This is a genomic window from Caballeronia humi, assembly GCF_001544475.1.
In the GTDB taxonomy this organism is placed as follows: domain Bacteria; phylum Pseudomonadota; class Gammaproteobacteria; order Burkholderiales; family Burkholderiaceae; genus Caballeronia; species Caballeronia humi.
Window position 1 is genome coordinate 20,178 of the sequence record NZ_FCNW02000041.1, and the last position, 22,601, is coordinate 42,778.

The following is a 22,601-nucleotide window of genomic DNA, read 5'->3' on the forward strand; positions in this document are numbered from 1 at the left end:
ACCTACCTACTGACGCCGCTCACATTGCTCGTCGCAAACCGGTATCCCTGCTTCGCCACCACGAATGGAAGCAGCCGTTCGAGTGCGTGAAGCGTCGAGCCATCGTAGGGCAATGGCTCGACGGGATAGTCGCCCCAGCCAAGTCTCAGGTCGAAGAGAGGCCGGAGCGCGTTCACCTTGGTCCAGAACATCGTCCCGACGGGAAACGAGAAATATTTCGGGAGCACATCGATACCCAACCGGCGTGCGATCGGTCCCGCGAAAGCTTTATTCTTTCCCCAACCTACTTCGTGCGGATCGTCTGCAAAGACAAGACCCAGCGAGCGGTCGTTCGCCAACTGTCCGACGATGATATCTGCCATCTGGTTTTCTCCCCCTATCAAATTCAGGATAAGGAAGCGGTACCAGTTCTCGCCGACGATCGTCGTTTTCAGATCAGCTGTCTTCTTCGTGTGCAGATGTCCGATGATGTCGTACGCGCCAGCAAACACGTCACCGAACTCGCTCAAGAAAGGACCAATATCTCGTCCCACGTTAGGGACCACCTTCACATCCACCACTGACCCAGCGTAGGCCTTCAGCGCACGGTCAATCTGCGACCGGTCAGTCGTATCGCCGATGCTGACGAAGAGATCCGGACGAATTCTGTTCTCGTTCAACCCGCTCGTCACCTGAGCAAGAAGGTCGGCGTAATATGCATGGACATGCAACCCCACGCGCGTACCTTCAGGCACCGCAAGTCTGCGACTTTGCTCAGTGATCACCTCGTATTTCCAGGGACCGTCCGGCTGACCTTCACGCAAGAAACTCCCTGTCGGATCGACGCCCTCGCGCCAGGCGGAACTTTGCTCCATGTATATGCCAGGATGGAATCCTGGCATAACCTTGCGACGGGAGACGCCGGTGGCCCAAGATCGGACATGCTCCAGCACCTTTGCTTCGGCAGGTCGATTATCCGCGACCGACCCATCGAAGAAATCGAATCGCACAACTCCAGCCTCGAGAATCGTCGCCACATCCCGCTCCTGCTGGGCGACAACCGTCGCCGCCGTGGAAGCAAGCCGCTTCAACTCGTCCACGTACTTAGGCATGTCGAAGGTCTTGAGTGCCAGTTGGCGCGATTGCTCGCCCACCGATTCGCGGAAGCTCTTTGAGCGGATCAGCGCTGATACCTGCGCCGCCATTGCATCAGTATCGAGGTAGGGCGAAACGCACGCTTCGCCGAGACCGCCCGCCACGAGGATATCTGCGATTCCAGTCGCTTTTTCGAAACACAACACCGGCAGGCCGTCCGTCATAGAATCGATTGCGACATTGGGTAACGGGTCGAGCCGCGACGTCACGAGAAGAATGTCAGCCTGCCGATACACGGCTTCTATGCTCGGCGTCTCATCGAATATCGCCACACGGTCTTTCAGGCCGGAGCGACGGATCTGCTCGATGAGGTAGGCGGAATATTGCAGGTCGTGCTCGGGATCGTAGCCCTTGCCGAACCACACGAAATGGAAGTCACCGTCGGGGTTCGCTCTAAGCACCCGCGCCGCGCAGTCAAGGAAGAGATCCACCCCCTTGCGGAGTTGAACCGTCCCGAGCCCCAGTATGACGACCGTGTCCGCCGTGGTGCCTTCAGGGCGAAGCAGTTTGCGCACGTCTTCGTCGACATCGGCGTGGGTTCTTCCCGTGTCGCCTTCTTCTGCGTCGATTTCGCACCGTCCTTGCGGCAGTAGATGAAACGGCGCGTCGGCGAGATCGGGATGAAGCGACACTGCGTTCTCATGCGTCACGTTTGCCGAAAAGACCGACTCGCTCGCCCAGCGAATGGCTTCGGGAAAAACCTGTGGCGGCCGAGTGTAAGCCGCGAACTCATGGATCAGGCTGACTGTCGGCACGCCATGCTGCGCCAATCCCTTAAGCACGACCGAGCTTTCAACGCTGTTTGTGATCGCGAAACCAAACTGGAACGTTTCGAGCAGTTTGTCGACGACATAGGTCCCGGCAATTTGATTGCCGCGAATCCGAGTCGGACCGACTGTCACGGCGCTGGCCTCCCGAAAGGCGTCCATCAGCGGACCGTCGCCAAGCAGCAGCGACACCACATTGAACTCCTGCAGATGCCGCATGATGTTGAGGCTTAGGATAGGCGCGCCCGAGCGCGACGCCTCGTGCGTCACGACCAGCACAGTCTCGCGACCCGGAACCATCCCCGTCGGTCCCGGATGCATTTCAACGATCGGAGGCGCACCCGTTCTACCCTCGGCCTTGCCGTGAGCGATAAAGTGCTGGTAAGGATCGACGCCGGCCTGGCGAATATCCGGATACTGCAGCAGATAGAACGCCTCGTCGAAGGCCGGCGTCCCTGACGTATTGCTCTCGGTGGGCGCCTTCGCCCGCCTGCCCTCGCTCTGTCCGTATAGGACATAGTGCTCGTAAGGATTCGCGCCTGACTCGCGCACGTCCGCATACTCGCGAAGATAGAACTCCGCGTCGAAATCCGCCGGCATTCCGGCCGTTTCGTGGCGGGGGGTCAGGACTGCTTGGTCAGCTGAGCCCGTGTGCGGCGCATGCCCGGCCACTGCTTTGCTGGGCATGCCGGCGCTTCGATGCGATTCGAGCGCGGCAGGCGTCGCTCCCGCTGAGCGCCTGAGGCGGGCCACGGCCGGTCCCAGCCACGTCCTGAGCGCCCGCGGCGTGATAAGCGCAGCCGAAAGATAACCGATTTTGGCGATCCGCCGCGGCCCGAATCCGGGCGAGGTCAAAGCGGCTCGCAACCGGAAGAGCTTGGTGTTGCGAAGGCGCTGAAGTTCGTTGCCCGCGTGACGCAATTCGTCCACGGTTGCACTTAGCGTATGAACCCTGTAATTCTGCTCGACGAGCGCCGCGTTGGCCGCATGGAACCGCTCTTTGAAAACCTTGATCTGGTCGGCCAGCACCCCGACTTCGCCATCAAGTTCCGCCAGTCGCTGCTCGCGCTGCGCCAACTGCTGGTCGCGCTCAGCCATTTGCTGTGCGTAAGCGGCTTCGTGCGCCGCTTGTGCATTCATCAGATTGCCGATCCGGCGATCGCGCTCGGCGATCTCTCCGTCGCGCACCTTCAGGGCCTGGGCAAGGGTGTATCGCGGCAGCGGCTCTTCGATCCAGCGGCAAATGGATTCGGCTACCGCTGTTCCCGTCACCTGCGCCTGTGCCGCGCATTCCAACTCGACGAACGTCTCGTAACGCTCGTCCGTCAGCGGATAACCCGCCGCGCGCAGTCCTTCTCGGATCAGCGCGAGGCGGGTCGTGATGCCCGCCGCCGTTTCGGTTCCGAACGCCGTTGGTGCGCCGCTCATCCAGAGCAGCGTTCTGAACAGAAGCCGTTGTACCGGCACGTCCTCGACGGCCGACCATTCCTTGTCGATGATGTCCGCCGTGCCGTCGTCCCGGATGATGATGTTCTGCGGCAGGATATCGAAGAACCTGCCCGGCAGGACCGCTTCCGCATCCGACCTCAGCTCGCCCTCCGCGCGGCCGGCGAGTTGCGCGAGCCGACGCACGTAGTCGATAAGGAACGCGCCGACCTCGTCGATCGACCAGGCGTCGCGACTCACGATGCGCACGAAGCCGAGCGAAAGCGCCTTGCCTTTCGAATAGACAGCGGTCGCCGGGCAACGGAATTGCAGCACTTTTGCCTCGACGGCCAGTTCGCGCTGATCTGCCCGCGCAAGCAATGTATAGTCGACCTCGACGCCCGCACCGACAGCTCGGAAAGCCGTTTCCTTGCAGTACGTGGCCTGACGGTCGGTGCTGTAGTAGTAAGCAAGCGCATCGGGGCCGCCGAGCGGCGCATCCTTCGGCGACGCGACGATGAGAAACGAATTGGCGAGATCCAGCCCGATTCCATTGTCGAAGATCTGCGGCCACGCGAGTTCCAGCGCGAAGTTGCAAAACGGCGGCAACTGCGGATCGCGCCGAACCGTCTGTGCGGCCAGCGCCGCGGCGTCGAACGCTCGATGCTTCATGCCGGCTTCCGAGATGACGGCAGTCGGAAGCTTGTAGTCCGGGAACGGTGCAAGGAACTGAGACTGCGGATAGCCGGACTCGCGTAGCATATCCCTCAGCACCTCGCGGCCGAAGGTTTGCGGCTCATCGTTGCGATACCGGCCTTCGATGCCGTACATCGGCTGGCCGAGGTGATCTTCAGGCGCGCCCGCGAAGTACTTCAGTCCGAGCTGGTTCTCGATGGCGATGATGATCTTGCCATCTGGCTTGAGCAGCGAGCGGATGCGTTCGAGCATGGCGCGATGCGGATTGTCGCCACCCGTGAAGAGATTGGCGTATTCGAGCACGCCGATCAGGGTGATGACGTCGAAGCGCTGTTCGCTGCGAAAATCGTCGAAACGCTCCGCAATCACCGTGACGCTGGGCAGGTCACGCGTGCGCGTGCGTGCGATCGTGGCGCGGCGGATACTGCCTTCCAGTGCATACACATTCGCACCGCTCTCGCCAAGGTAACGCGTGATCGCACCGCAACCGGCGCCGACTTCCAAGATATCGCCCTTCAGCAGCAGGTGTTCGCACGGACGCAGGATATTGGCCCGCGTACCCGACAAGTGATACGTGGAAGGCCAATCCGTGCAGTGGGCGCGGAGTTCCGCCGAGAGGACGGACAGGTCGGTCGCCTTCTCGAGAATGCGAAGAAGACGCTCTTCGGCCTCGTCGCCGTCGGTATAGCCAATGCTGCCGTAGTCCGGCCTGGACCAGATGTTCGCACGTGCGTCGTGCACATATCCGGCTTGTTCAAGAAGCGCAGTCACTTGATTTCCTTTCATGCGAACGCGAAGTCCCCGACTTCCACGTAGGCCACGTTACTATTGCCGCCTGGCGGCCTCGCTGATGTCCATGCTCATCTCGAGATCCGCCAGTCCATAGAAGGTGTTGGTAGGCGCGACGGTGAAGTGAACGGCGTCATAGCGCCGATCGTGCGGAACGATGGTCTCCTCCGTTCGCGACGCCACGCCGAGCGAAATGAAGTAGTCGCCGGACGCGAGCGCGCAGCGAAACTTGACATGTGCCACGACGCCACTGCCAGCCTCGCCAAGTCCGTGGGTATGGACCTCGTCGGAAAGCAATTCGCTATTCGTGCCCGCAACCGTGACGCCTTCTCTGGTTTTAATCGTCACGCCAAAGATCGGCCTCACCACCGTGCGATTGAAGCGTATTGACGCGGACAGGTGAATGGACTGCCCTGACATGACTATATGCGGCTCGTGACTGTCCGCCCGGAGACTGAAGTCGAGAATAGAAGCCGCGCCGTCGCCCCACCGGTATTCGTGATGGTTATAGCCCGCCTTGTCGGCGAAAACGTCCTGCGCCAGGCTGAGCGGTATATGGTCGATCCCGTGTTCCGTCGAGCCCGACACGATCAGTTCGGGCGCCACCTCCTCGGCCGCCTGACGCTCGCCTCCGAACAGGACGTCCATGTACTTGTTTACGACATCGCGCGGCTCGCCCTGCATGATCAGGCTGCCGGAGTCCAGCAGGATTGCGCGCGAGCAATGGTTCACGATCTGATCGCTCGAGTGCGTCACGAGCAAGATACTCGTGCCATTGTCCTTAAGACGTTTGAGGCGGTCGAAACACTTTGCCTGGAAACGCGCGTCGCCTACGGCGAGCGCCTCGTCCACGATAAGTACGTCCGGATCGATCTGCGACTGCACTGCGAAAGCCAGCCGCAACGCCATGCCGCTCGAATACGTCTTCACCGGCTGATTGATAAATTTCGCAATGTCGGCAAAAGCGACGATGTCATCGAAACGGTGTTCGGTTTCTTCCCGCGACAAGCCGAGCACGGCTGCACTCATATACACGTTCTCGCGGCCCGTGAACTCGGGATTGAATCCGGACCCCAGTTCGAGAAGCGCGCCGACGCGTCCTTTCACTTCGATGTTGCCGCTCGTCGTCGAAAGCGTGCCGCAGATCATCTGCAACAAGGTCGACTTGCCCGATCCGTTGCGCCCCACGATTCCGACAGTCTCGCCGCGTGCGATGCTGAACGAGATGTCGCGCAAGGCCCAGAACTCGCGGCCGAACGTCCGCCGGCCGCGATAGAGCATCTGAAGCAGCCGGTCGGCCGGCCTGTCATAAATCGGGAAACACTTGCTGACGCCGCTGACGACGATGGAATGCTCAGAGAACATCACTGAATCCTCGGCGGGTTTTCTGGAACAGAGCGAAGCCGAGCCAGGCGATCAGCGTGCTGATCGCCAGCATGATCCCGTAGACAGCGAGATCGGGCACTTTTCCCCAGATCAGGACATCGCGCGCTTGCTCGACGACGGTCGCCAGCGGATTCACGACAAAAAGAAATTGCAATTGTGGGGGCACAGCAGAAGATGGAAAGAAGATCGGTGTGGTGAACATGAGCATGGTTGTGAGCACGCCAGTGATTTGCGCGACGTCACGCAAATAAACGCCCAGCGCGGCCAGAACCCACGTGACGCCGATCGTTAGGAGTGTAAGCGGGAGAATGATGAACGGCAGCAACAGCGCCGTCACTGGCGGAGCGCCCAGCACCGCGACATAGAATGCGAGCCACACGACCAGACTGATCAGCATTTGAAACATCGACGATGCGACCGCGACGATCGACAGAATCTCCAGCGGAAAAACCACCTTCTTCACATAATTGACCTGGGAGACGATCTGCAGCGGCGCGCGGTTGACGCAATCCGCGAACATGTTGAACAGCAGCAGACCGGCGAACAGGACGAGGGCGAACTCAGTCTTCGAGTCGCTGCCGACGCGCCAGCGAGCCTTGAAAACGAAACTGAACACGAACGTGTAGATGGCCAGCATCAGCATCGGAATGAAGAACGACCAGACGATGCCGAGCGCCGACCCCCGATAGCGCGCCAACACATCGCGAACCACCATCTGCCGGATCAGATTACGATGCGTGACGGTCGAGCGCATGAGACCGACGGGAGAAACTGAAAAATTCTTCATTGAAATTCTTTGGAGTTGATGCGTTGCCCGATGACGAGGTGTACGTCCTTATTTCATCGCAGCCCAAAACCGCCGACAACCGGCATCGAGACTCACTCTTGGACGCCACGCCGTCTCGGACGTGATCCTGCCAATGTCGAGATAGATCTCCTGTACATCGAAAGACCGGCCCGGTTCGTAGATAATGTTTGCCGCGCGCTCCGTCACGCGCTCCACCGTCCGCACGACGTCCAGCAGGCTGTGGCCGACGCCGCTGCCGACGTTGTACAGCCGGAATCCGGTCCAGGACGCAGCTTCGAGCATGGCGTCCACCGCATCTTCGACATAAAGGTAGTCGCGAACCACGGACCCGTTGCCCCAGATTTCGACCGGGGCCTCAGCCGCGATCTTCGCAAACAGCGTCGGGATGAAGCCCTGCACGCCGATGCGCGCCTTGCCCGGCCCGTAAGGATTGGCGACGCGGAGCACCGCCGCGTTCAGGCCGCCCAGGCTCGCGTGCAGACGCAGATAACCCTCGATTGCGACCTTCGTCACGCCGTAGGAACACAGCGGCTGAAGCTGGTGATCTTCCGGAACCGGAACCGTGCGAGGATTGCCGTAGACCGTCCCGCCAGACGACGTGAAGACGATTCGATTGACGCCCGCCGCTCTCATCTGATCGAGCAGACGCAAGGTGCCGCAGACGTTGCTCTCGACGTCAAAGAGCGCATGCGTGTGCGGTGTGCTCGGCAACGTCGTGCTGATCAAGTGATAGACGATGTCCACGCCTTCGAGCGCCTCCGCGAGTCGCTCGCCAGCGGCGAAGTCACCCCTGAAGTAAGCGTAGCCGGCTTCGGCATCGTCGTGCGAGCCGCGATCGTAAATGCGCACGCTGACGCCGCGCTGCGTCAATGCGCGCGCGAGATGTCGCCCCAGAAAGCCGTTTCCGCCGAGCAGCAGGGCTGAACGCGTGTTGGCTGCAATGCCTTCCCTTATCTGGTCTGCCAAAACGTGTTCTCCATGGATGTTGGCGATTGATCCTTTCAATCCAAACCGCCTTGTTTCGGTTCCGATTGAACTCCGCCTCCGGCCTTTACCGCGTCTCGGACCTGGTCGTTTCCGTTGCAGCCGCGTGAGCAGAATGGAGCATTGTACTGGATGATTTTCTGTCTTCAGGCCGGCTTCGCCTCTCTTCTGTTTCGTGCGGCGCCCGCAGCGCCGCAAGACGGGGACGCGTCACGGACTCGTCAGCGTCATCGATTTCTTGCCGAAGAAATCGAGGATGCCAGCGAGGAACCACGGCGTCTCGTCGCTTCGAACGTACTCGCCCGCAGGCCGCACGACGCCTCCGACGATCAGTCCCGGAGTGACCTGCGTGACGACCATCGCCGGCCCCCTGGCCGCCCCCGACGCCCACGTCTGACTGCGCGCTGCGACGAACTGGCCATAGCGCCGGTAGTCGTTCGCCAGCAATTTGCCCGACGCCAGTGAGGACACGATTACTGCGCACAGAATCAGTGCCGGACACCACGCGAGCGCAGCGCGTGGCTTCTGGTCGGCGTCGTGCTGCTTCGCACCGCCTCGCCCGAGTTGAGCCAGCACTGCCGCAATCGACCCGAGCAGCAGAATGCTCATGCATTGCCGCATCGTGTCGTGCCGTTCGCAACAGACGACGCCGAACTGATAGAAAGCGCCGAACAGCGACATGAACGACGCCGCCACGATTGCGATGATGAACATGATCAGTTGGACACAGCTTTCTGCCTTGAGTGATTGACGGATCGAACGAATTCCGACGTACACCCCTGCGAAATAGCAGGTCTTGGCCACAGCGCCCAGCCAGATATTGCGCGAGTTCAGCGTCTGTCCATCCAGAGACACGAGTTCCATGATGTACTGCGGCACGGTGTGGATCAGGCTCGCGTATGCGTGATGCGCAATCGCCGGATCGCCGAACACCTCGGCAGCCGAATTCAACCGGCCGTATTTCATCAGCACGAACACGCCCGCGGCCACGATGAGTGGGAGAATCCACGGAATCGTCGCGCGCACCATCAGGTTGCGAAAGACCGAGTCGCGCCGTAACGCCGCGCGCACCACGAGCGAGACAAGTTGCATCCCGGCGAAGGCCGCTACGAACATCGCACCGAGTTCGGACACCGTGGCCGCGAGCACTAGCGCCACGGCGCACGCCACGCGCAGCGACCGCGAATCGACGCCGACGAGGAACAGGCCGAAGAGCATCACCAGAACGGCGAGCGTCGGGATGTAGGCCATTGAGCCTTGAGGCCAATAGAAGACTTCGGAGACGGGATGGCCCAGGAGGAACAGCGCCACCGCGCCGGCCACGATAACCAACATCGTGCGCCGTGTTGCCCTGCCCGCACGTGCGCTGCTGACAACCGCAATGGAAGCGCCAGCGATCAGCGTCATCCACAGCAGCACGAGAACGGGCGTAATGAGTGGCCTGCCGAAAAAACCCACCACCCGCGCATAGGCGTAGATGAGCAGTTCGGAAACCGGGCGCGGGCTCCAAGTCAGGAGCCGCTCAACGTAGAATTGCAGTCCGCCCTTGCGAAACGCCGCAAAGGTAAAGAACTCGTCCTGCCAATGGCCCGCGGGAATCAGACCCGCGAAGCAGCTCACGATCACGGTACATACGCCAACGGTCAACGCATGCAGAATGTCGACGCGCGGTCCCATCCTATGACGATTCATGTTTTAGTCGAACGTGATATTTGATTCATTTATCCATTATCTGGCAGCTGCGCTTCGGCGCTTCGCGAAACGTCCAGACGGAGTTGAGGACGAAGGTGAGAAGCAGGACGAGCGCCGTCACGCACACCTGAGCAAGCAGATAGTTCATCCCCGCGTGATCGACCAGCACAATCATCGCGGTGCCGTTGACCACGATCCCCAGTCCCGCGACCGTCAGAAAGCGCGGCAACGCCTGCCGGTGAGACGCCGTTCTGCCAAACGTGAACCGGTGGTTCAGCACATAGTTCACGCAGGCGCCCAGCACGGCTCCCAGCATCGACGCCAGTGGCGCCGGGATCGCGAAATAGCGAACGAGGACGACGAGCAACGCGTACTGCGCCAGCGTTCCGGTCGCACCGACTGAGCCATAGGCGACGAAGCGGCGGATCAATCGGCTAATGTCCGCCACGGCCCGCCCTCTCTCCAATGCCATATCTCGCCTGCACGAGATAGACGGGCCGCTGCTTCGACTCGATATAAATGCGGCCGATATATTCGCCCACCACGCCGATCCCAATCAACTGCACGCCGCCCAAGAACAGCAGTATCGTCACGATGGACGCATAGCCCGGCACAGGATTACCGAAAATGAGCGTGCGGATCAGCATGAAAGCCGCGTATGACAGTGCGGCAAAGGCTGTGACGAAGCCGAAATAGGTCCACACGCGCAAGGGAAGCGTGCTGAAGCTCGTGACGCCCTCGAGGGCGAAATTCCACAGCCGCCAGCCCGAGAATTTCGTCTTACCGGCGGCGCGCGACTGCCTCGTATACTCGACGATCGCCGTTTTGAAGCCGACCCAGGCGAACAGGCCTTTCATGAAGCGCCGGCTCTCGGTCAGTCGTTGCAGTGCGTTGACGACGTCGCGTGACATCAGGCGAAAATCACCCGCGTTTTCCGGCAGATCGATGTCCGAGATCGTGTTGTGAAATTTGTAGAAGAGGCTCGCCGATTTACGCTTCAAATAAGTATCCGAACTGCGATCGACTCGCCGCGCGATGACCACATCAAAGCCTTCGCGCCATTTGGCGACGAGCTTCGGGATCACTTCGGGCGGATCCTGCAGATCCGCATCGAATGGAACGACGACGTCGCCTCGCGCCTCGTCGATGCCAGCCGTCATCGCCGCTTCCTTGCCGAAGTTCCGCGACAGGTCTACGACGCGCACGTAATCGTGTTCCCGCGCGATGCCGATCAGTAGATCGAGCGTGTCGTCCCGGCTGCCATCGTTTACGAACACCAGTTCGTAGTTCATACCCGGCAAAGCCTGCAGCACGGGCAGAACCCGCCGCATAAATTCGGGCAAGACCTCCTGCTCATTGTAGCAGGGCACGATGAGTGAAAGCAGCGGCGTTCCGTTAAAAGGCACAGACTGATTCATATGATTGATTGGAAAGCGCGCAGCACTTCCGGTCAGTTCAGATACTCGTCGAGCCGCATGGCGCGATTGCGGCTGCTGGCCCAGGCATCAAAATTCGTCACCGTCGACAGCAGCTTGCGGACTTCAGGCGACGGCGACCTTGCAAAGTCGAGCAGCGGCTTGACGACTTCGAGCGGCACGGGATCCACGCCCACACTGCCATAGACCCGGCTGGCATAGGCGCTGTAGCGCTCGATGCCGCGAAGAATCGCTTCGGCCGTCGCGCCGAGTCCTTCCGTGTTGCCGCGCCCCACATCCTCGACCGAATGAACCCGGCCCGACGTATCGAAGTCGTAGCCGATCACAGCCGCATGCGGTGCCGAGAAGTACAGTTCGACGGCGACGCGATTCATATACACCTGGTCGACCTTCCCTCTTCCCACCGATTCGCTCGATAGCAAGCTGGCCATCCTCAAGGTTTTCTTACGACGATTGCATTCGGGCTGGTCGGTCAGACACAGGTAATAACCAAACAACTCGATATCGTAAAGCCCTTGGAGTGCCAGATCGAAGGCCTCTTGCGTCGTCCCATTCCATCCGACGTCGACTACGGCGATTCGCATTCCATCGGCCACGCCGAGTTCTTGCAGGTAATTATGCAGCCCGGCCCGCACGATCCGGCAGGTCTTCAGAATTTCCCAGCGCCAGGACCAAAGAAACGATCGGAACAACTCGATGTTTGCGTCGCTCAGGCGGACCTCCGGCCCCAGGCCGATATCTTGCATCACCTGATCGTCCGGTGGCGCGACGCCGATGCGCTCGAGCAATTCGAACGGCGACAGCTCCTCTGCACCCGACAACAGGAACGGCAAACGCGATTCGAAATTCGTCTCATTCGTTGCGGCCAGCGTCAGCGCTGTCCGCGAGCTGCGGAAGTACTCGCAGCGCGGAAATTCGCCGCCATCGCCGCGCTCTTCGATGCGCTTGAGTACATACCCGTCGCGCGACATGAACAGCACGAGATCGATGGCATCGCGCTCGGCCGACTGGCGAATCCAGTGAAGAAAGGCAAATGCGGCCGGCCCGCCAATTTCGAAGCCGAGCGCCTCGAACGACTGCGGCTCGATCTTCTCAGGGAAGGAACGTGGCAAGCCATAGGCAATTGAGGCGGCGGGCGTCGATACCCTCGCGGGCAGGCGCGTGCGGCGTGAATCGACGTAATGGAACGTCGCGAGCCCCCGCTCCGCGGCGCGGCGGATATCCGAGAGTTCGTTATCGCCGATATGGAGAATTCTGTCGGGCGTCACACCGATTTCTACGGCGACGATGTCGAACAGTTCGCCGGCATCCCGCTTGGTGGCGTTGCGCGCGGACGAGATGAACAGCGGCAGCTTTGGAAGCCCGTGCTTCGCAAAGAGGTCTTCGAAGAACGCCTGAGGCAAATACATGTCGGACGTGATGACCACGCGGCGGCTGCCCGCGAGTTGGACGAACCAGTCGACGAGTTCTGGGTTGGGCATGGTCAACGCGAGTTCAAGGTCGTACTCCGTCTGTCTCGGCAGCGCGGGGTCAACCGGCAGCTTGCCGAAGGACTCGTAAATGCCGTCGAGCGTAATCTCTTTCAGGCCGTTGGCGTGCATCGTCTGGAATGCTTTCGTCTGCGCGGCCCGGCGCAACGAGCGAAACTCGGCGATGTCGAACCGCTTGCCGACGACGTCAAACAAGTCCTCGGGGTCGCACAGCGGCCGAACGAACAGCGTGTCGAAAACGTCGAACGACACAACTTCCACCTCCGCGACTTTGGCGGCCAGTTGTTCGAGAACCTCATGTTGCATGTTCAATCCTGTCGAATAAATACGCATGGCCGCGTGGAAGCTTCTGGAAACATTGCCGCATTTCAACCTGCCGGAATGCGAAACTGAAGATCGACGGGCGAGAGATTCGGATTGTGGAACGGATCCCGCATGAAGAATCGCGGGTGTTTGGCAAACAGGCGCCGTCGCTCGCGGATCAGTCTCGCCTGCTTGGCGGGATCGAGGCTGTCATCGCCCCGCGTAAGCGATTCGTGATGAGTCAGTTCGACGGAAGGACAGACGACGTTGTACAGGCCATGCTCGACCAGCCTGAAGCACAACTCGACATCGTTGTAGGCAATGGGGAACGTCTCGTCGAACCCACCGCACGCATCGAATTTTGCCCGCTCGATCATCAGGCACGCGCCCGTGACCGCCAGCCAGTTGTATTCGAGGATGTTGCGTGAGAATGCCGCGGGAGTGTCGGCATCTCTGGCGAGGAAGGCGTGCCCCGGACCGGCCGCAAGATTGACGATGCCGCAGTGCTGCACGGAACGCGTGTTGGGGAAAATGAGCTTCGCGCCGACCGCGCCCACGTGGGCCTGCTGCGCATAACCCGCCATGCGGTCCAGCCAGTCCGGTGAGATTACCTCCGTGTCGTCATTGAGAAACAGCAGGATCTCCCCTTTTGCTTGACGCGCGCCAACGTTGTTGATCTCCGAATAATTGAACGGAAAGTCGTGCGGCACGACAGTCACTTGCGGCTGCTGCGCCAGATCCGCGAGCAGCGCGAGTGTCTGCGGTTGCTTCGAGCCGTTGTCCATCACGACGATCTCATACTGTCGATACGATGATCCCTTGAGAATGGACCGTACACACTGATTCAATACCGCGCCGTTGTCGCGACTCGGGATGATGATGGAAATCAGCGGCGTGCCCTTGACGCCATATTTCACCCGCGCATGCCCCGGCAGGTGTGCGAGCGGCTCGAGCGTACCCTCGACGCCGCGACGCTGCAAGGCGGCCTCCCGGGCGCGAACGCTTGCATCGATGGCATAGGGCTTCTCCGCCAGATCGGCAGCTACTGAGCCGGGGATGACGCGCCAGTGGTACAGCACTTTGGGCACGTGAACGATGCGCGGCGTTTGCTCGGCAATGCGCAGCACGAGATCCCAGTCCTGCGCCCCGTCGAACTCGCTGCGCAAGCCTCCTAATTCCACGACCAGCGAACGACGCGCTGCGGAGACGTGGCAGGTGAACATCGTGCTCATCATCGTGTCCGGCGACCAGTCGGGCTTGAAGAACGGCTCGGAGAACCGGTCGGACGGCAAGAGCTTGTCTTCGTCGCTGTAGAGGAAGTCGGCATCCGTTTCGTCGATTGCGGCCGCTAGCTCCCACAGACAATCGGCAGTGAGCTCGTCGTCGTGATCCAGAAACACGATGTAGTCGCCGCGCGCCGCTTCGATGCCCGCGTTCGTCGCCCCCGATATGCCTCTGTTGTCGGGCAGCATGATGGCCTTGACTCGATCGTTCGCCGCAGCCTGGACCGCGGCGCGAACGGCGGCGCTCGGGCTGTTGTCGTCGACGAGAATCAGCTCATAGTGCCCGTACCACTGCGCGCGCACGGACGCCAGAAGACGCCCGAGGTAAAGCAGCGGCGTGTTGTACGTGGGCACCACGATGCTGAAGACCGGACGGGTGCGCAATGCCGCGATTCGCGTGTCGATATCGTCCGGCCGCCGAGTTGGAACGTATGAATAGCGATACTTGCTCCAGTCCGTCTCGAGGCTATAACGTCCGTTCTCCGGAGCGATGCGCGCGGCTGGCGCATCCGCGGGCGGATCTTCCGGCGTGAAGCAGAGATAGCTCGGCGCGAGCGAGCCCGGCGCGCCGAAGACGCTCACCGAAGCGACACCGCCGAGCTCGCGGCGCACGCGCAGCATGCGCAGCCGCTGCCACATCAAATGCGGGGTAGCAGCCCAATAGACAGCCTTCACTGTTCGCCGGAGGTGGCGGCGGGAAGCCGGTGACAGCTTCATGAACACAGCATTGAGCAACCGCGACGCTACGAGTTTGTTGACTTTCTCTTTCATCATTCAATCGGTTCAAGGTCGATGGATTTGCACGCGACACAGCAACCGACCGCTGCACCTCCAGACGCGACAACATGTTCACAGTCTGGAGAGCGGCCCCAGACGATTCCTTAGCCCGTCTCTAATTCCGCGGCAGATCATGGCGAATTGCGCGCGCGGCTGACCGGAAAAAAGCGTGTACACAATGAAGCGAACTGGAAACTTCCCTACTTCCCACAGCTTCCATGACAACGGCATATAAGATCGATACAAGGCCAGCGCCAATGCATTCCGAAAAATAAAGTAATGACGAAACGCCGAATGCATGGCAAACCGCCGGCCCAGTATCGTGACAGGCTCATCGCCCAGGCTATGTTCCAGGACTAGCCACGGCAACCCGAGCACGGCATAGCCCGCTCGACGCGCGCGCACGCACCACTCGACATCCACGAAATCGATGAACAACTGCACGTCCATCGAACCGATGTCCTGCCACGCCGATAGATCGATGCACGAACCGGATGAAATCAGGAAATCGATCTCGAGTGGTTCGTGTCCCTGGGCCGGCACGCGCGAGATACGCCATTTGCCGAAGCGCACGAACGGCGTAACCGTGCCGAGCCGGACATCGTGATAAGCCGGCCCGGCGACGGCGACTTTCCGGCGGCTGTCGCGCGCGAGATCGCTCATGGCCAGCAGCAGCCCTTCGATCAGCGCAGAGGAAGGGTCACTGTCCTGATCGAGTAGCAGCGCGAGCTCGTAGTCCTTGGCCCGCAAGCACGCGACGCCTCGGTTTAGCGCTGCCGCAATGCCTTCATTTTCGCCGCTGGGGAGATACTCGATCTGCTGCGCCAGCTCGCCTCGCTGCGCTGCGTTCGAACCCGGCGTGTTGTCGACCACGACCACCGGAATCACCTGCGCGAGACGGTTGGCTCGTGCGAAGCAAGCAGCATCCGGCTGATAGAAGACTACGACCGCGGCTGCCCGCATGGCGCCGCCCCCGTCCGGCACGCGCTTCGGCTCAGTTCGAACGTGCGACACCACCGTCCCTTGCAAGGCACAGCTCCAGCGCCGCACGCCAATGAGGTTGCCGAATGCCGAACCGTGCCGCAAGCGCTTCATTCGACAAACGCGAGTTAGCGGGCCGACGTGCCGGCGTCGGATAGTCTTTTGCTTCGATCGGAACCACACGAGGCGAGGAAGCGCCCATTGCGATCTCGAACGTGGCACGCGCGAGGTCGCACCACGATGCCTCGCCTGCCGCTGTCAAATGATAGATACCGGAGCGCTCGTTCCAGTAATCCGCATCACTCGCGTCCAGCCCGGACGCGACCACGTGCGCGGTCGAGGTCGCAATCGTATTCGACCAGGTTGGCGCGCCGATCTGGTCCGCCACCACGCGCAGTTCATCACGTTCAGCACCCAGACGCAGCATGGTCTGCACGAAGTTCTTGCCACGGATGCCATATACCCAGCTCGTTCGGAAAATCAGATGTGCGCCGCGTGCTTCGACGATTGCGCGTTCGCCCGCCAGCTTGCTTGCGCCATAGACGTTCTGCGGATTGGTCTCGTCGTGTTCCAGATACGCGCCTTCCTTGGAGCCATCGAAAACGTAATCGGTCGAATAATGAATCAGCAACGCGTTCAGCTTCGCGCCTTCCTGCGCTAGTACGCCAGGCGCCTCCGCATTGAGCAGGAAAGCGGTGTCCTTGTGGGACTCGGCCTCATCCACGGCGGTATAAGCGGCCGCATTCACGATGACCGCAGGTTTAAGCTCACCGAGCGTCATCCGGATAGCGTCGAGATTCGCGAGGTCGAGCGTCGAACGGTCCAGTGCGACGACGCGCCCGAGACCTTGCATGGTCCGAGCGAGTTCATAGCCCACTTGGCCGTTGGCTCCCGTAATCAAAATGGTTCTTTCAGTCATGCAAGTCTCACGCAAACACCTCAGCCGCAGAAAACCTCTGCCCTGCCGCATCCTTCGCCGCGAGCATCGGCTCGAAATCTATCGGCCATTCGATGCCGATGTCCGGATCGTTCCACACGATGCTGCGCTCGTGCGCCTGATACCAGTAATCGGTGGTTTTATAAAGAAACTGCGCGCTCTCCGACAGCACGATGAACCCATGCGCGAACCCCGGCGGCACCCACAACTGCCGATGATTCTCCGTCGACAGATTCACTCCCACCCACTTGCCGAAATTCGGCGAACTCTTGCGGATATCGACAGCGACATCGAACACTTCGCCTTCCACCACGCGCACGAGCTTGCCCTGCGCGTGCTGGATCTGATAGTGCAGTCCACGCAGCACACCCTTCGCAGAACGCGAGTGATTGTCCTGTACGAACTCGACGCCGCCTTCCACCTGATCCGCGAACTCACGCGCGTTGAAGCTCTCGTAGAAGAAACCGCGCGCATCGCCGAACACCTTCGGCTCGATGATCTTGACTTCGGGCAGCGCCGTAGCAGTTACTTGGATGGCCATGCGACTTGGTCCTTCGGAAGATTGAGCAGATATTGACCGTAGGCGTTCTTTGCGAGCGGCTGGGCGAGCGCGAGCAACTGCTCGTCGCCGATCCACGCCTGCCGATAGGCGATTTCTTCCGGACACGCCACCACCAGCCCTTGCCGCTTTTGCAGCGTCGCAATGAACGTGGCCGCGTCGATCAGCGAGTCGTGCGTGCCGGTATCGAGCCACGCGTAGCCGCGTCCCATGATCTCGACGTCGAGCTTCTTCTCGGCGAGATACCGCGAGTTTACGTCGGTGATTTCGAGCTCGCCGCGCGGCGATGGCTTGATATCGGCGGCGATGTCGCAGACACGGTTGTCGTAGAAATAGAGGCCCGTCACCGCGTAATTCGAACGCGGCTTCGCGGGCTTCTCCTCGATCGACAGCGCACGAAACTGGCGGTCGAACTCGACCACGCCGTAACGCTCCGGATCATGCACGTGGTAGGCGAACACCGTCGCGCCCTCGGTCCGCGCATCCGCACTTTCGAGTTGCTTCGCGAGATCGTGCCCGTAGAAGATGTTATCGCCGAGAATCAGCGCCGACGGGTCATTGCCGACGAACTCCCGCCCGATGATGAACGCCTGCGCTAGCCCGTCCGGCGACGGCTGCACCGCGTACTGGATGTTCATGCCCCACTGGCTGCCGTCGCCGAGCATCGCTTCGAAGCGCGGCGTGTCCTGCGGCGTGGAGATGATCAACACGTCACGAATGCCCGCGACCATCAGCGTGGAAAGCGGGTAATAGATCATCGGCTTGTCGTAGACAGGCAGAAGCTGCTTCGATACGACGTGCGTGATCGGATAGAGCCGTGTACCGGAACCGCCGGCGAGGATGATGCCTTTGCGCGCCATCGTCAGTCCCTCACGCGCGCTGCGCGTAGTTGGTCTCGACCCACTTCCGGTACTCGCCCGAAGCGACTTCGTCCGCCCATGCCTGATTGTCCAGATACCACTGGACCGTCTTCGCAAGGCCGGTTTCGAAGGTTTCAGCAGGCTTCCAGCCGAGTTCGCGCTCGAGCTTGCGGGCATCGATCGCATAACGGCGGTCGTGGCCCGGACGATCCGTCACGTACGTGATCTGGTCACGGTAAGAGCCGTCCGCCTTCGGCTTGAGCCGATCCAGCAGGTCGCACAGCGTGTGCACGACTTCGAGATTCTTCTTCTCGTTCCAGCCGCCGACGTTGTAGGTCTCGCCCGGCGTGCCATGCGCGAGCACTACGCGAATCGCGGAACAATGATCGCCGACATACAGCCAGTCGCGTACGTTCTGACCATCGCCGTAGACCGGCAGCGGCTTGCCCGCGAGCGCGTTCGCGATCATCAGCGGGATCAGCTTCTCGGGGAACTGGTACGGGCCGTAGTTGTTCGAGCAGTTTGTCGTGAGAACCGGCAGGCCGTACGTGTGGTGATACGCGCGCACCAGGTGATCGGAGCCGGCCTTCGTCGCCGAATACGGGCTATTCGGCGCGTACGGCGTGATCTCGGAGAATTGCGGATCGGTGGCGGAAAGCGAGCCGAACACTTCGTCTGTCGAGACGTGCAGGAAGCGGAACGCCTGCTTGTCGGCGTCCGGCAGCGCGTTCCAGTAGGCGCGCGTCGCTTCGAGCAGCGTGAACGTGCCGACGACATTCGTCTGCACGAAATCCGCCGGGCCATGAATCGACCGGTCGACGTGACTTTCCGCCGCAAAGTGGAGGATCGCACGGGGCTTGTGCTCGGCGAGCAAGGCGTCCATCGCGTCGCGGTCGCAGATATCGGCGCGCGCGAAGATGTGGTTCGCATCGCCCTGCAGCGGCTTGAGCGTGCCGAGATTGCCGGCGTACGTCAGTTTGTCGACGTTCAGCGCCGCTTCTTCGGAGCCCTGCAGCCAGTCAAGCACAAAGTTGGCGCCGATAAAGCCGGCACCGCCCGTTACGAGAATCATAGAAGCCCTCTTTGCAGTCGTTTTCGACGATCCGATCCCGCCAAAAACAGTGCGTGTAGACGTGGAAAAATTGCGCAATGCATCGCGCGCGGCGTGAATGTGTGGCAAATCCGACCGATTTCCAGACAACTCCGCCGTCTTGATTAGACGCTGATTATAAAGCCGTACCGTGCAAAAACTACACACCTAACAACTTGAAACAGCTAGGACTCGCCGGTTGCAAAGTTGTAACGGGAGCGGCGACGAGGCCGCCGGCAGCGGTGCGTGCGTTGTTCCATAATGGCCGCCATGCCTCGAATCCCCACGAACCCTGCCCAATGACCGACTCAATCTCCCTCGCCGTCCCTCCTCTCGCTTTCGGCGACCTGCAAGGCTGCCGCCAGCCGTTCAAGCGCCTCTTACGCAAACTCTCCCCCACCGACGACACCCCGCTCTGGTTCGCCGGCGACCTCATCAATCGCGGCCCCGAATCGCTCCAGACGCTACGCGACGTGATCGCGCTCGGCCCGCGCGCGACGGTCGTCCTCGGCAATCACGACCTGAATCTGCTCGCGGTCGCGGCGGGCCTGCGCAAGTCGAAGAAAGGCGACACGCTCGATGAAATCCTCAGCGCGAAAGACGCCGGCGATCTCATCGACTGGGTGCGCCACAAGCCGCTCGCACACTTAGAGCACGGGATGCTGATGGTTCACGCGGGCGTGCTGCCGCAGTGGGACGCCACGATGACGCTCGAACTCGCCCACGAGCTCGAGCAGGCACTGCGCGGGCCGAAGTGGAAGGAGACGCTGGCGTCGCTGTACGGCAACGAGCCACATCGCTGGGAGGACTCGCTGACCGGCGCGGACCGCCTGCGCGTGACCTACAACGCGCTGTCGCGGATTCGCTTCTGCACGGCGGAAGGTTCGATGGAGTTCGCGAACAACGGCGGCCCGGACGCCGCGCCGCCCGGCTACATGCCGTGGTACGACGTCCCCCGACGCCGCACGCAGGACGTGACGGTCGTGTTCGGCCACTGGGCCGCGCTCGGGTTGATGATCCGCGACGACGTGATGTGTCTCGATTCGGGCTGCGTCTGGGGGAACAAGCTGTCGGCGGTGCGGCTCGCAGCCGACCCGGCGGAGCGCATCGTCACGCAGGTCAGCTGCGCGATGAAAGACTGAGCGGCGCCATGTCGATGGCGGCCGGCTGGACATCTGGAGCCGCGTCGCCGCGCAGGCTGAAGAGCGCCCTTTCGATCGCGGCCTGCGCCTCGCTCGCCAGCAGCCGCCGGTTCGCGCCGGGCGCGAGCGCTTCACATACATAAAGATGCGCCGTCAGCGGCGCGCCGCGCAGCAGCGCGTTGAGCGATTCGCCAAGCGACATGTCATCGATATAAGCCGGCGCCGACGATTGCCGCCCGTTTGCGTCCTCGTACATGAGACAAACCGGCTGCACCGGACACGACGCCGACACCGCCGCCTGAAACATGTTCGCGTGAAACGGCAGCAGCTTCTCGCCGTTCGACGTCGTGCCTTCCGGGAACACGCACATCAGCTCGCCCGCCATCAGACGATTCGCGAGCTCGTGCATGATCCGCTTGGCGTCGCTGCGTTTCTCGCGCTGGATGAACACGGTGCCCAACTGCTGCGCGAGCCAGCCGACGATCGGCCAGTTGCGGATTTCCGCCTTCGAGACGAACGGCGTCGGCCGCCAGGCGTTGATCACGTAGATATCGATCCACGAAATGTGGTTGCCGACCACCAGCACGCCGCTGTCGAGCCGCGCTTCGTCGTTATGGACGACGAGTTTCATCCCCGCGAGTCGCAGCATCTTCAGCGACCACGCGCGGTTCATGTCGAGCCGCTCGCGCGCGGACGCACGCGGAAACCGCGTCGCGACGATCCACACGCCGTGCAGCAAATGACCGACGAGACGTGCCTTGCGCCACGCGAGCCGCATCGTCAGCGAGCTTCGTAGGCGAGGTGGCCAGCGACGATCGTCGCCCGCACGCGCGCCGGCAGTTCGTAGCCGAGGAACGGCGAATTGTGTCCCTGGCTCTTCAGCTTGCGCGGATCGACGAGCCAGTCGCCTGCGGAATCGAAGATACACAGATCGGCGATCGCGCCCGCCGAGAGCCGTCCGGCGGACAGCTTCAGCACGTCGGCCGGAGCCGAGGTAATGCGCGAAAGCGCCTTCGCGAGCGGCAGATTTGCCTCGCGCGCCCACTTCACCGTCAGCGAAAGCAGCAGTTCGAGCCCGGTCGAGCCCGGCGTCGCTTCGGCGAAGGGCAGCAGCTTTTCGTCGTCGTCGAGCGGCGTGTGGTCGGAGCAGATCGCGTCGATCGTGCCGTCCGCGAGACCTGCGCGGATCGCATCGCGATCGCGCTGCGAGCGCAAAGGCGGATCGAGCCGGTACTGCGAGTCGAAATAGCCGATATCGACGTCGGTCAGGTGGACGTGGTTGATCGTCACGTCACACGACACCGCGAGCCCTTCGGACTTCGCGACGCGCACGAGTTCGACGCCCGCCGCCGACGACAGATGCGACAGATGCACCCGCGCGCCCGTCACGCGCATCAGTTCGAAGATGGTATGCAGCGCGATGGTTTCCGCCGACACCGGCACGCCCGACAACCCGAGCCGCGACGCCACCGCCCCGCTCGCCGCGACGCCGCCGCGCGCCATGTACGCGTCTTGCGGATGCAGCCACACGGTGTAGCCGTATGTCGTCGCGTATTGCAGCGCGCGCAGCAGCGTGCGGGTGTCGATGATCGGATTGTCAGCCTGCGAGAAGCCGATGCAGCCCGCCTCCGTCAGCTCGACCATTTCCGTGATCGCCTCGCCCTTCAGCCCAACGGTCAGCGCGCCCAGCGGATACACATGCGCCTGATGCAGCTTCTGCGCGCGAAACTTGAGCATTTCGACGAGGCCGGGTTCGTCGAGCACGGGATCGGTGTCGGGTGGGCAGACGAGGCTCGTCACGCCGCCCGCGATCGCCGCGGCCATTTCGGATTCGAGTGTCGCCTTGTGCTCGAAGCCGGGCTCGCGCAGGCGCGCGGACAAATCGACGAAGCCCGGCGCGATCGACAACCCTTTCGCGTCGATGGTCTTGGCTGCGTTGAAATCGGCGGGCGCGTCGCCGATGGCGACGATGCGTCCCGCCGCGATGAAAACGTCCGCTTGCCGCTCGGTGCCGGCCGACGGATCGAGGAGCGTGCCGCCCTGAATCTGGATCTTCATGTTT

At 61.6% G+C, this 22,601-nt stretch carries 17 protein-coding genes; 1 reads left to right on the plus strand and 16 read right to left on the minus strand.

All coding sequences use genetic code 11. The features are described from left to right. Nucleotides 1-2: 2 nt before the first annotated feature. The 14 genes from AWB65_RS26330 to rfbB all read right to left on the minus strand — a co-directional run bounded on the left by AWB65_RS26330 (nucleotide 3) and on the right by rfbB (nucleotide 19,379). Nucleotides 3-4,808 carry a rhamnan synthesis F family protein gene (locus tag AWB65_RS26330; protein WP_087669957.1) on the minus strand — a complete coding sequence of 1,602 codons (4,806 nt, stop codon included), beginning with the start codon at nucleotides 4,806-4,808 and terminating at the stop codon, nucleotides 3-5. A 39-nt stretch (nucleotides 4,809-4,847) separates the two neighbouring features. Then, nucleotides 4,848-6,176, minus strand: coding sequence for an ABC transporter ATP-binding protein (locus tag AWB65_RS26335; protein WP_087669958.1), 1,329 nt, complete (start codon nucleotides 6,174-6,176; stop codon nucleotides 4,848-4,850). Beyond that, nucleotides 6,166-6,951 carry an ABC transporter permease gene (locus AWB65_RS26340; RefSeq protein ID WP_327359040.1) on the minus strand — a complete coding sequence of 262 codons (786 nt, stop codon included), beginning with the start codon at nucleotides 6,949-6,951 and terminating at the stop codon, nucleotides 6,166-6,168. Before AWB65_RS26340 ends, AWB65_RS26335 begins: the two co-directional genes overlap by 11 nt. A gap of 81 nt (nucleotides 6,952-7,032) precedes the next feature. Further along, nucleotides 7,033-7,971 carry an NAD-dependent epimerase/dehydratase family protein gene (locus tag AWB65_RS26345; RefSeq protein WP_159907787.1) on the minus strand — a complete coding sequence of 313 codons (939 nt, stop codon included), beginning with the start codon at nucleotides 7,969-7,971 and terminating at the stop codon, nucleotides 7,033-7,035. A 228-nt stretch (nucleotides 7,972-8,199) separates the two neighbouring features. Continuing rightward, on the minus strand, nucleotides 8,200-9,681 hold the full coding sequence (locus AWB65_RS26350) for a glycosyltransferase family protein (RefSeq protein ID WP_125474207.1): 1,482 nt from the start codon (nucleotides 9,679-9,681) through the stop codon (nucleotides 8,200-8,202). Nucleotides 9,682-9,706: 25 nt separating this feature from the next. Then, entirely contained in the window at nucleotides 9,707-10,111 is a 405-nt protein-coding gene (locus AWB65_RS26355; RefSeq protein WP_159907790.1) for a GtrA family protein, read from the minus strand. A gap of 4 nt (nucleotides 10,112-10,115) precedes the next feature. Continuing rightward, nucleotides 10,116-11,099 (minus strand): glycosyltransferase, encoded by a 984-nt coding sequence (locus AWB65_RS26360; RefSeq protein ID WP_087669963.1) that lies wholly within the window; start codon nucleotides 11,097-11,099, stop codon nucleotides 10,116-10,118. 32 nt (nucleotides 11,100-11,131) lie between these two features. Continuing rightward, a complete protein-coding gene (locus tag AWB65_RS26365; protein WP_235007773.1) occupies nucleotides 11,132-12,979 on the minus strand; it encodes an HAD family hydrolase in 1,848 nt (615 codons plus the stop codon). Beyond that, on the minus strand, nucleotides 12,976-14,868 hold the full coding sequence (locus tag AWB65_RS26370; protein WP_235007774.1) for a glycosyltransferase family 2 protein: 1,893 nt from the start codon (nucleotides 14,866-14,868) through the stop codon (nucleotides 12,976-12,978). Before AWB65_RS26370 ends, AWB65_RS26365 begins: the two co-directional genes overlap by 4 nt. Nucleotides 14,869-15,042: 174 nt before the next feature. After that, the gene (locus AWB65_RS26375) at nucleotides 15,043-15,933 is read right to left on the minus strand and encodes a glycosyltransferase family 2 protein (RefSeq protein ID WP_087669985.1); all 891 of its coding nucleotides are present in this window, start codon (nucleotides 15,931-15,933) and stop codon (nucleotides 15,043-15,045) included. Between the two features lie 31 nt (nucleotides 15,934-15,964). Then, on the minus strand, nucleotides 15,965-16,921 hold the full coding sequence (gene rfbD, locus AWB65_RS26380; RefSeq protein ID WP_235007776.1) for a dTDP-4-dehydrorhamnose reductase: 957 nt from the start codon (nucleotides 16,919-16,921) through the stop codon (nucleotides 15,965-15,967). Then, the gene (gene rfbC, locus AWB65_RS26385; protein WP_087669967.1) at nucleotides 16,878-17,429 is read right to left on the minus strand and encodes a dTDP-4-dehydrorhamnose 3,5-epimerase; all 552 of its coding nucleotides are present in this window, start codon (nucleotides 17,427-17,429) and stop codon (nucleotides 16,878-16,880) included. Before rfbC ends, rfbD begins: the two co-directional genes overlap by 44 nt. Continuing rightward, nucleotides 17,414-18,307 (minus strand): glucose-1-phosphate thymidylyltransferase RfbA, encoded by an 894-nt coding sequence (gene rfbA / locus AWB65_RS26390; RefSeq protein WP_087669968.1) that lies wholly within the window; start codon nucleotides 18,305-18,307, stop codon nucleotides 17,414-17,416. The genes rfbC and rfbA overlap by 16 nt, the downstream gene beginning before the upstream one ends. A gap of 10 nt (nucleotides 18,308-18,317) precedes the next feature. Next, nucleotides 18,318-19,379: a dTDP-glucose 4,6-dehydratase gene (gene rfbB / locus AWB65_RS26395; RefSeq protein WP_087669969.1), complete on the minus strand. Its 1,062-nt coding sequence runs from the start codon at nucleotides 19,377-19,379 to the stop codon at nucleotides 18,318-18,320. Nucleotides 19,380-19,696: 317 nt separating this feature from the next. On the opposite strand from rfbB, the gene AWB65_RS26400 reads away from it, so the two are divergent. Continuing rightward, nucleotides 19,697-20,539 carry a symmetrical bis(5'-nucleosyl)-tetraphosphatase gene (locus tag AWB65_RS26400; protein ID WP_087669970.1) on the plus strand — a complete coding sequence of 281 codons (843 nt, stop codon included), beginning with the start codon at nucleotides 19,697-19,699 and terminating at the stop codon, nucleotides 20,537-20,539. Here AWB65_RS26400 and AWB65_RS26405 read toward each other — a convergent pair. Both AWB65_RS26405 and AWB65_RS26410 read right to left on the minus strand, forming a co-directional pair. Beyond that, the gene (locus tag AWB65_RS26405) at nucleotides 20,517-21,317 is read right to left on the minus strand and encodes a lysophospholipid acyltransferase family protein (RefSeq protein WP_087669971.1); all 801 of its coding nucleotides are present in this window, start codon (nucleotides 21,315-21,317) and stop codon (nucleotides 20,517-20,519) included. The two genes, AWB65_RS26400 and AWB65_RS26405, sit on opposite strands and share 23 nt — an antisense overlap. A gap of 2 nt (nucleotides 21,318-21,319) precedes the next feature. Further along, entirely contained in the window at nucleotides 21,320-22,597 is a 1,278-nt protein-coding gene (locus AWB65_RS26410) for a dihydroorotase (RefSeq protein ID WP_087669972.1), read from the minus strand. Between the last annotated feature and the right edge of the window lie 4 nt (nucleotides 22,598-22,601).

Coding starts and splice junctions, on each gene's coding strand:
- rfbD (WP_235007776.1), bottom strand. CDS start 16,921: ATGCGGCAGGGCAGAGGTTTTCTGCGGCTGAGGTGTTTGCGTGAGACT.
- AWB65_RS26410 (WP_087669972.1), bottom strand. CDS start 22,597: ATGAAGATCCAGATTCAGGGCGGCACGCTCCTCGATCCGTCGGCCGGC.
- rfbC (WP_087669967.1), bottom strand. CDS start 17,429: ATGGCCATCCAAGTAACTGCTACGGCGCTGCCCGAAGTCAAGATCATC.
- AWB65_RS26340 (WP_327359040.1), bottom strand. CDS start 6,951: ATGCGCTCGACCGTCACGCATCGTAATCTGATCCGGCAGATGGTGGTT.
- rfbA (WP_087669968.1), bottom strand. CDS start 18,307: ATGGCGCGCAAAGGCATCATCCTCGCCGGCGGTTCCGGTACACGGCTC.
- AWB65_RS26335 (WP_087669958.1), bottom strand. CDS start 6,176: ATGTTCTCTGAGCATTCCATCGTCGTCAGCGGCGTCAGCAAGTGTTTC.
- AWB65_RS26350 (WP_125474207.1), bottom strand. CDS start 9,681: ATGAATCGTCATAGGATGGGACCGCGCGTCGACATTCTGCATGCGTTG.
- AWB65_RS26375 (WP_087669985.1), bottom strand. CDS start 15,933: ATGCGGGCAGCCGCGGTCGTAGTCTTCTATCAGCCGGATGCTGCTTGC.
- AWB65_RS26330 (WP_087669957.1), bottom strand. CDS start 4,808: ATGAAAGGAAATCAAGTGACTGCGCTTCTTGAACAAGCCGGATATGTG.
- AWB65_RS26360 (WP_087669963.1), bottom strand. CDS start 11,099: ATGAATCAGTCTGTGCCTTTTAACGGAACGCCGCTGCTTTCACTCATC.
- AWB65_RS26400 (WP_087669970.1), top strand. CDS start 19,697: ATGACCGACTCAATCTCCCTCGCCGTCCCTCCTCTCGCTTTCGGCGAC.
- AWB65_RS26405 (WP_087669971.1), bottom strand. CDS start 21,317: ATGCGGCTCGCGTGGCGCAAGGCACGTCTCGTCGGTCATTTGCTGCAC.
- rfbB (WP_087669969.1), bottom strand. CDS start 19,379: ATGATTCTCGTAACGGGCGGTGCCGGCTTTATCGGCGCCAACTTTGTG.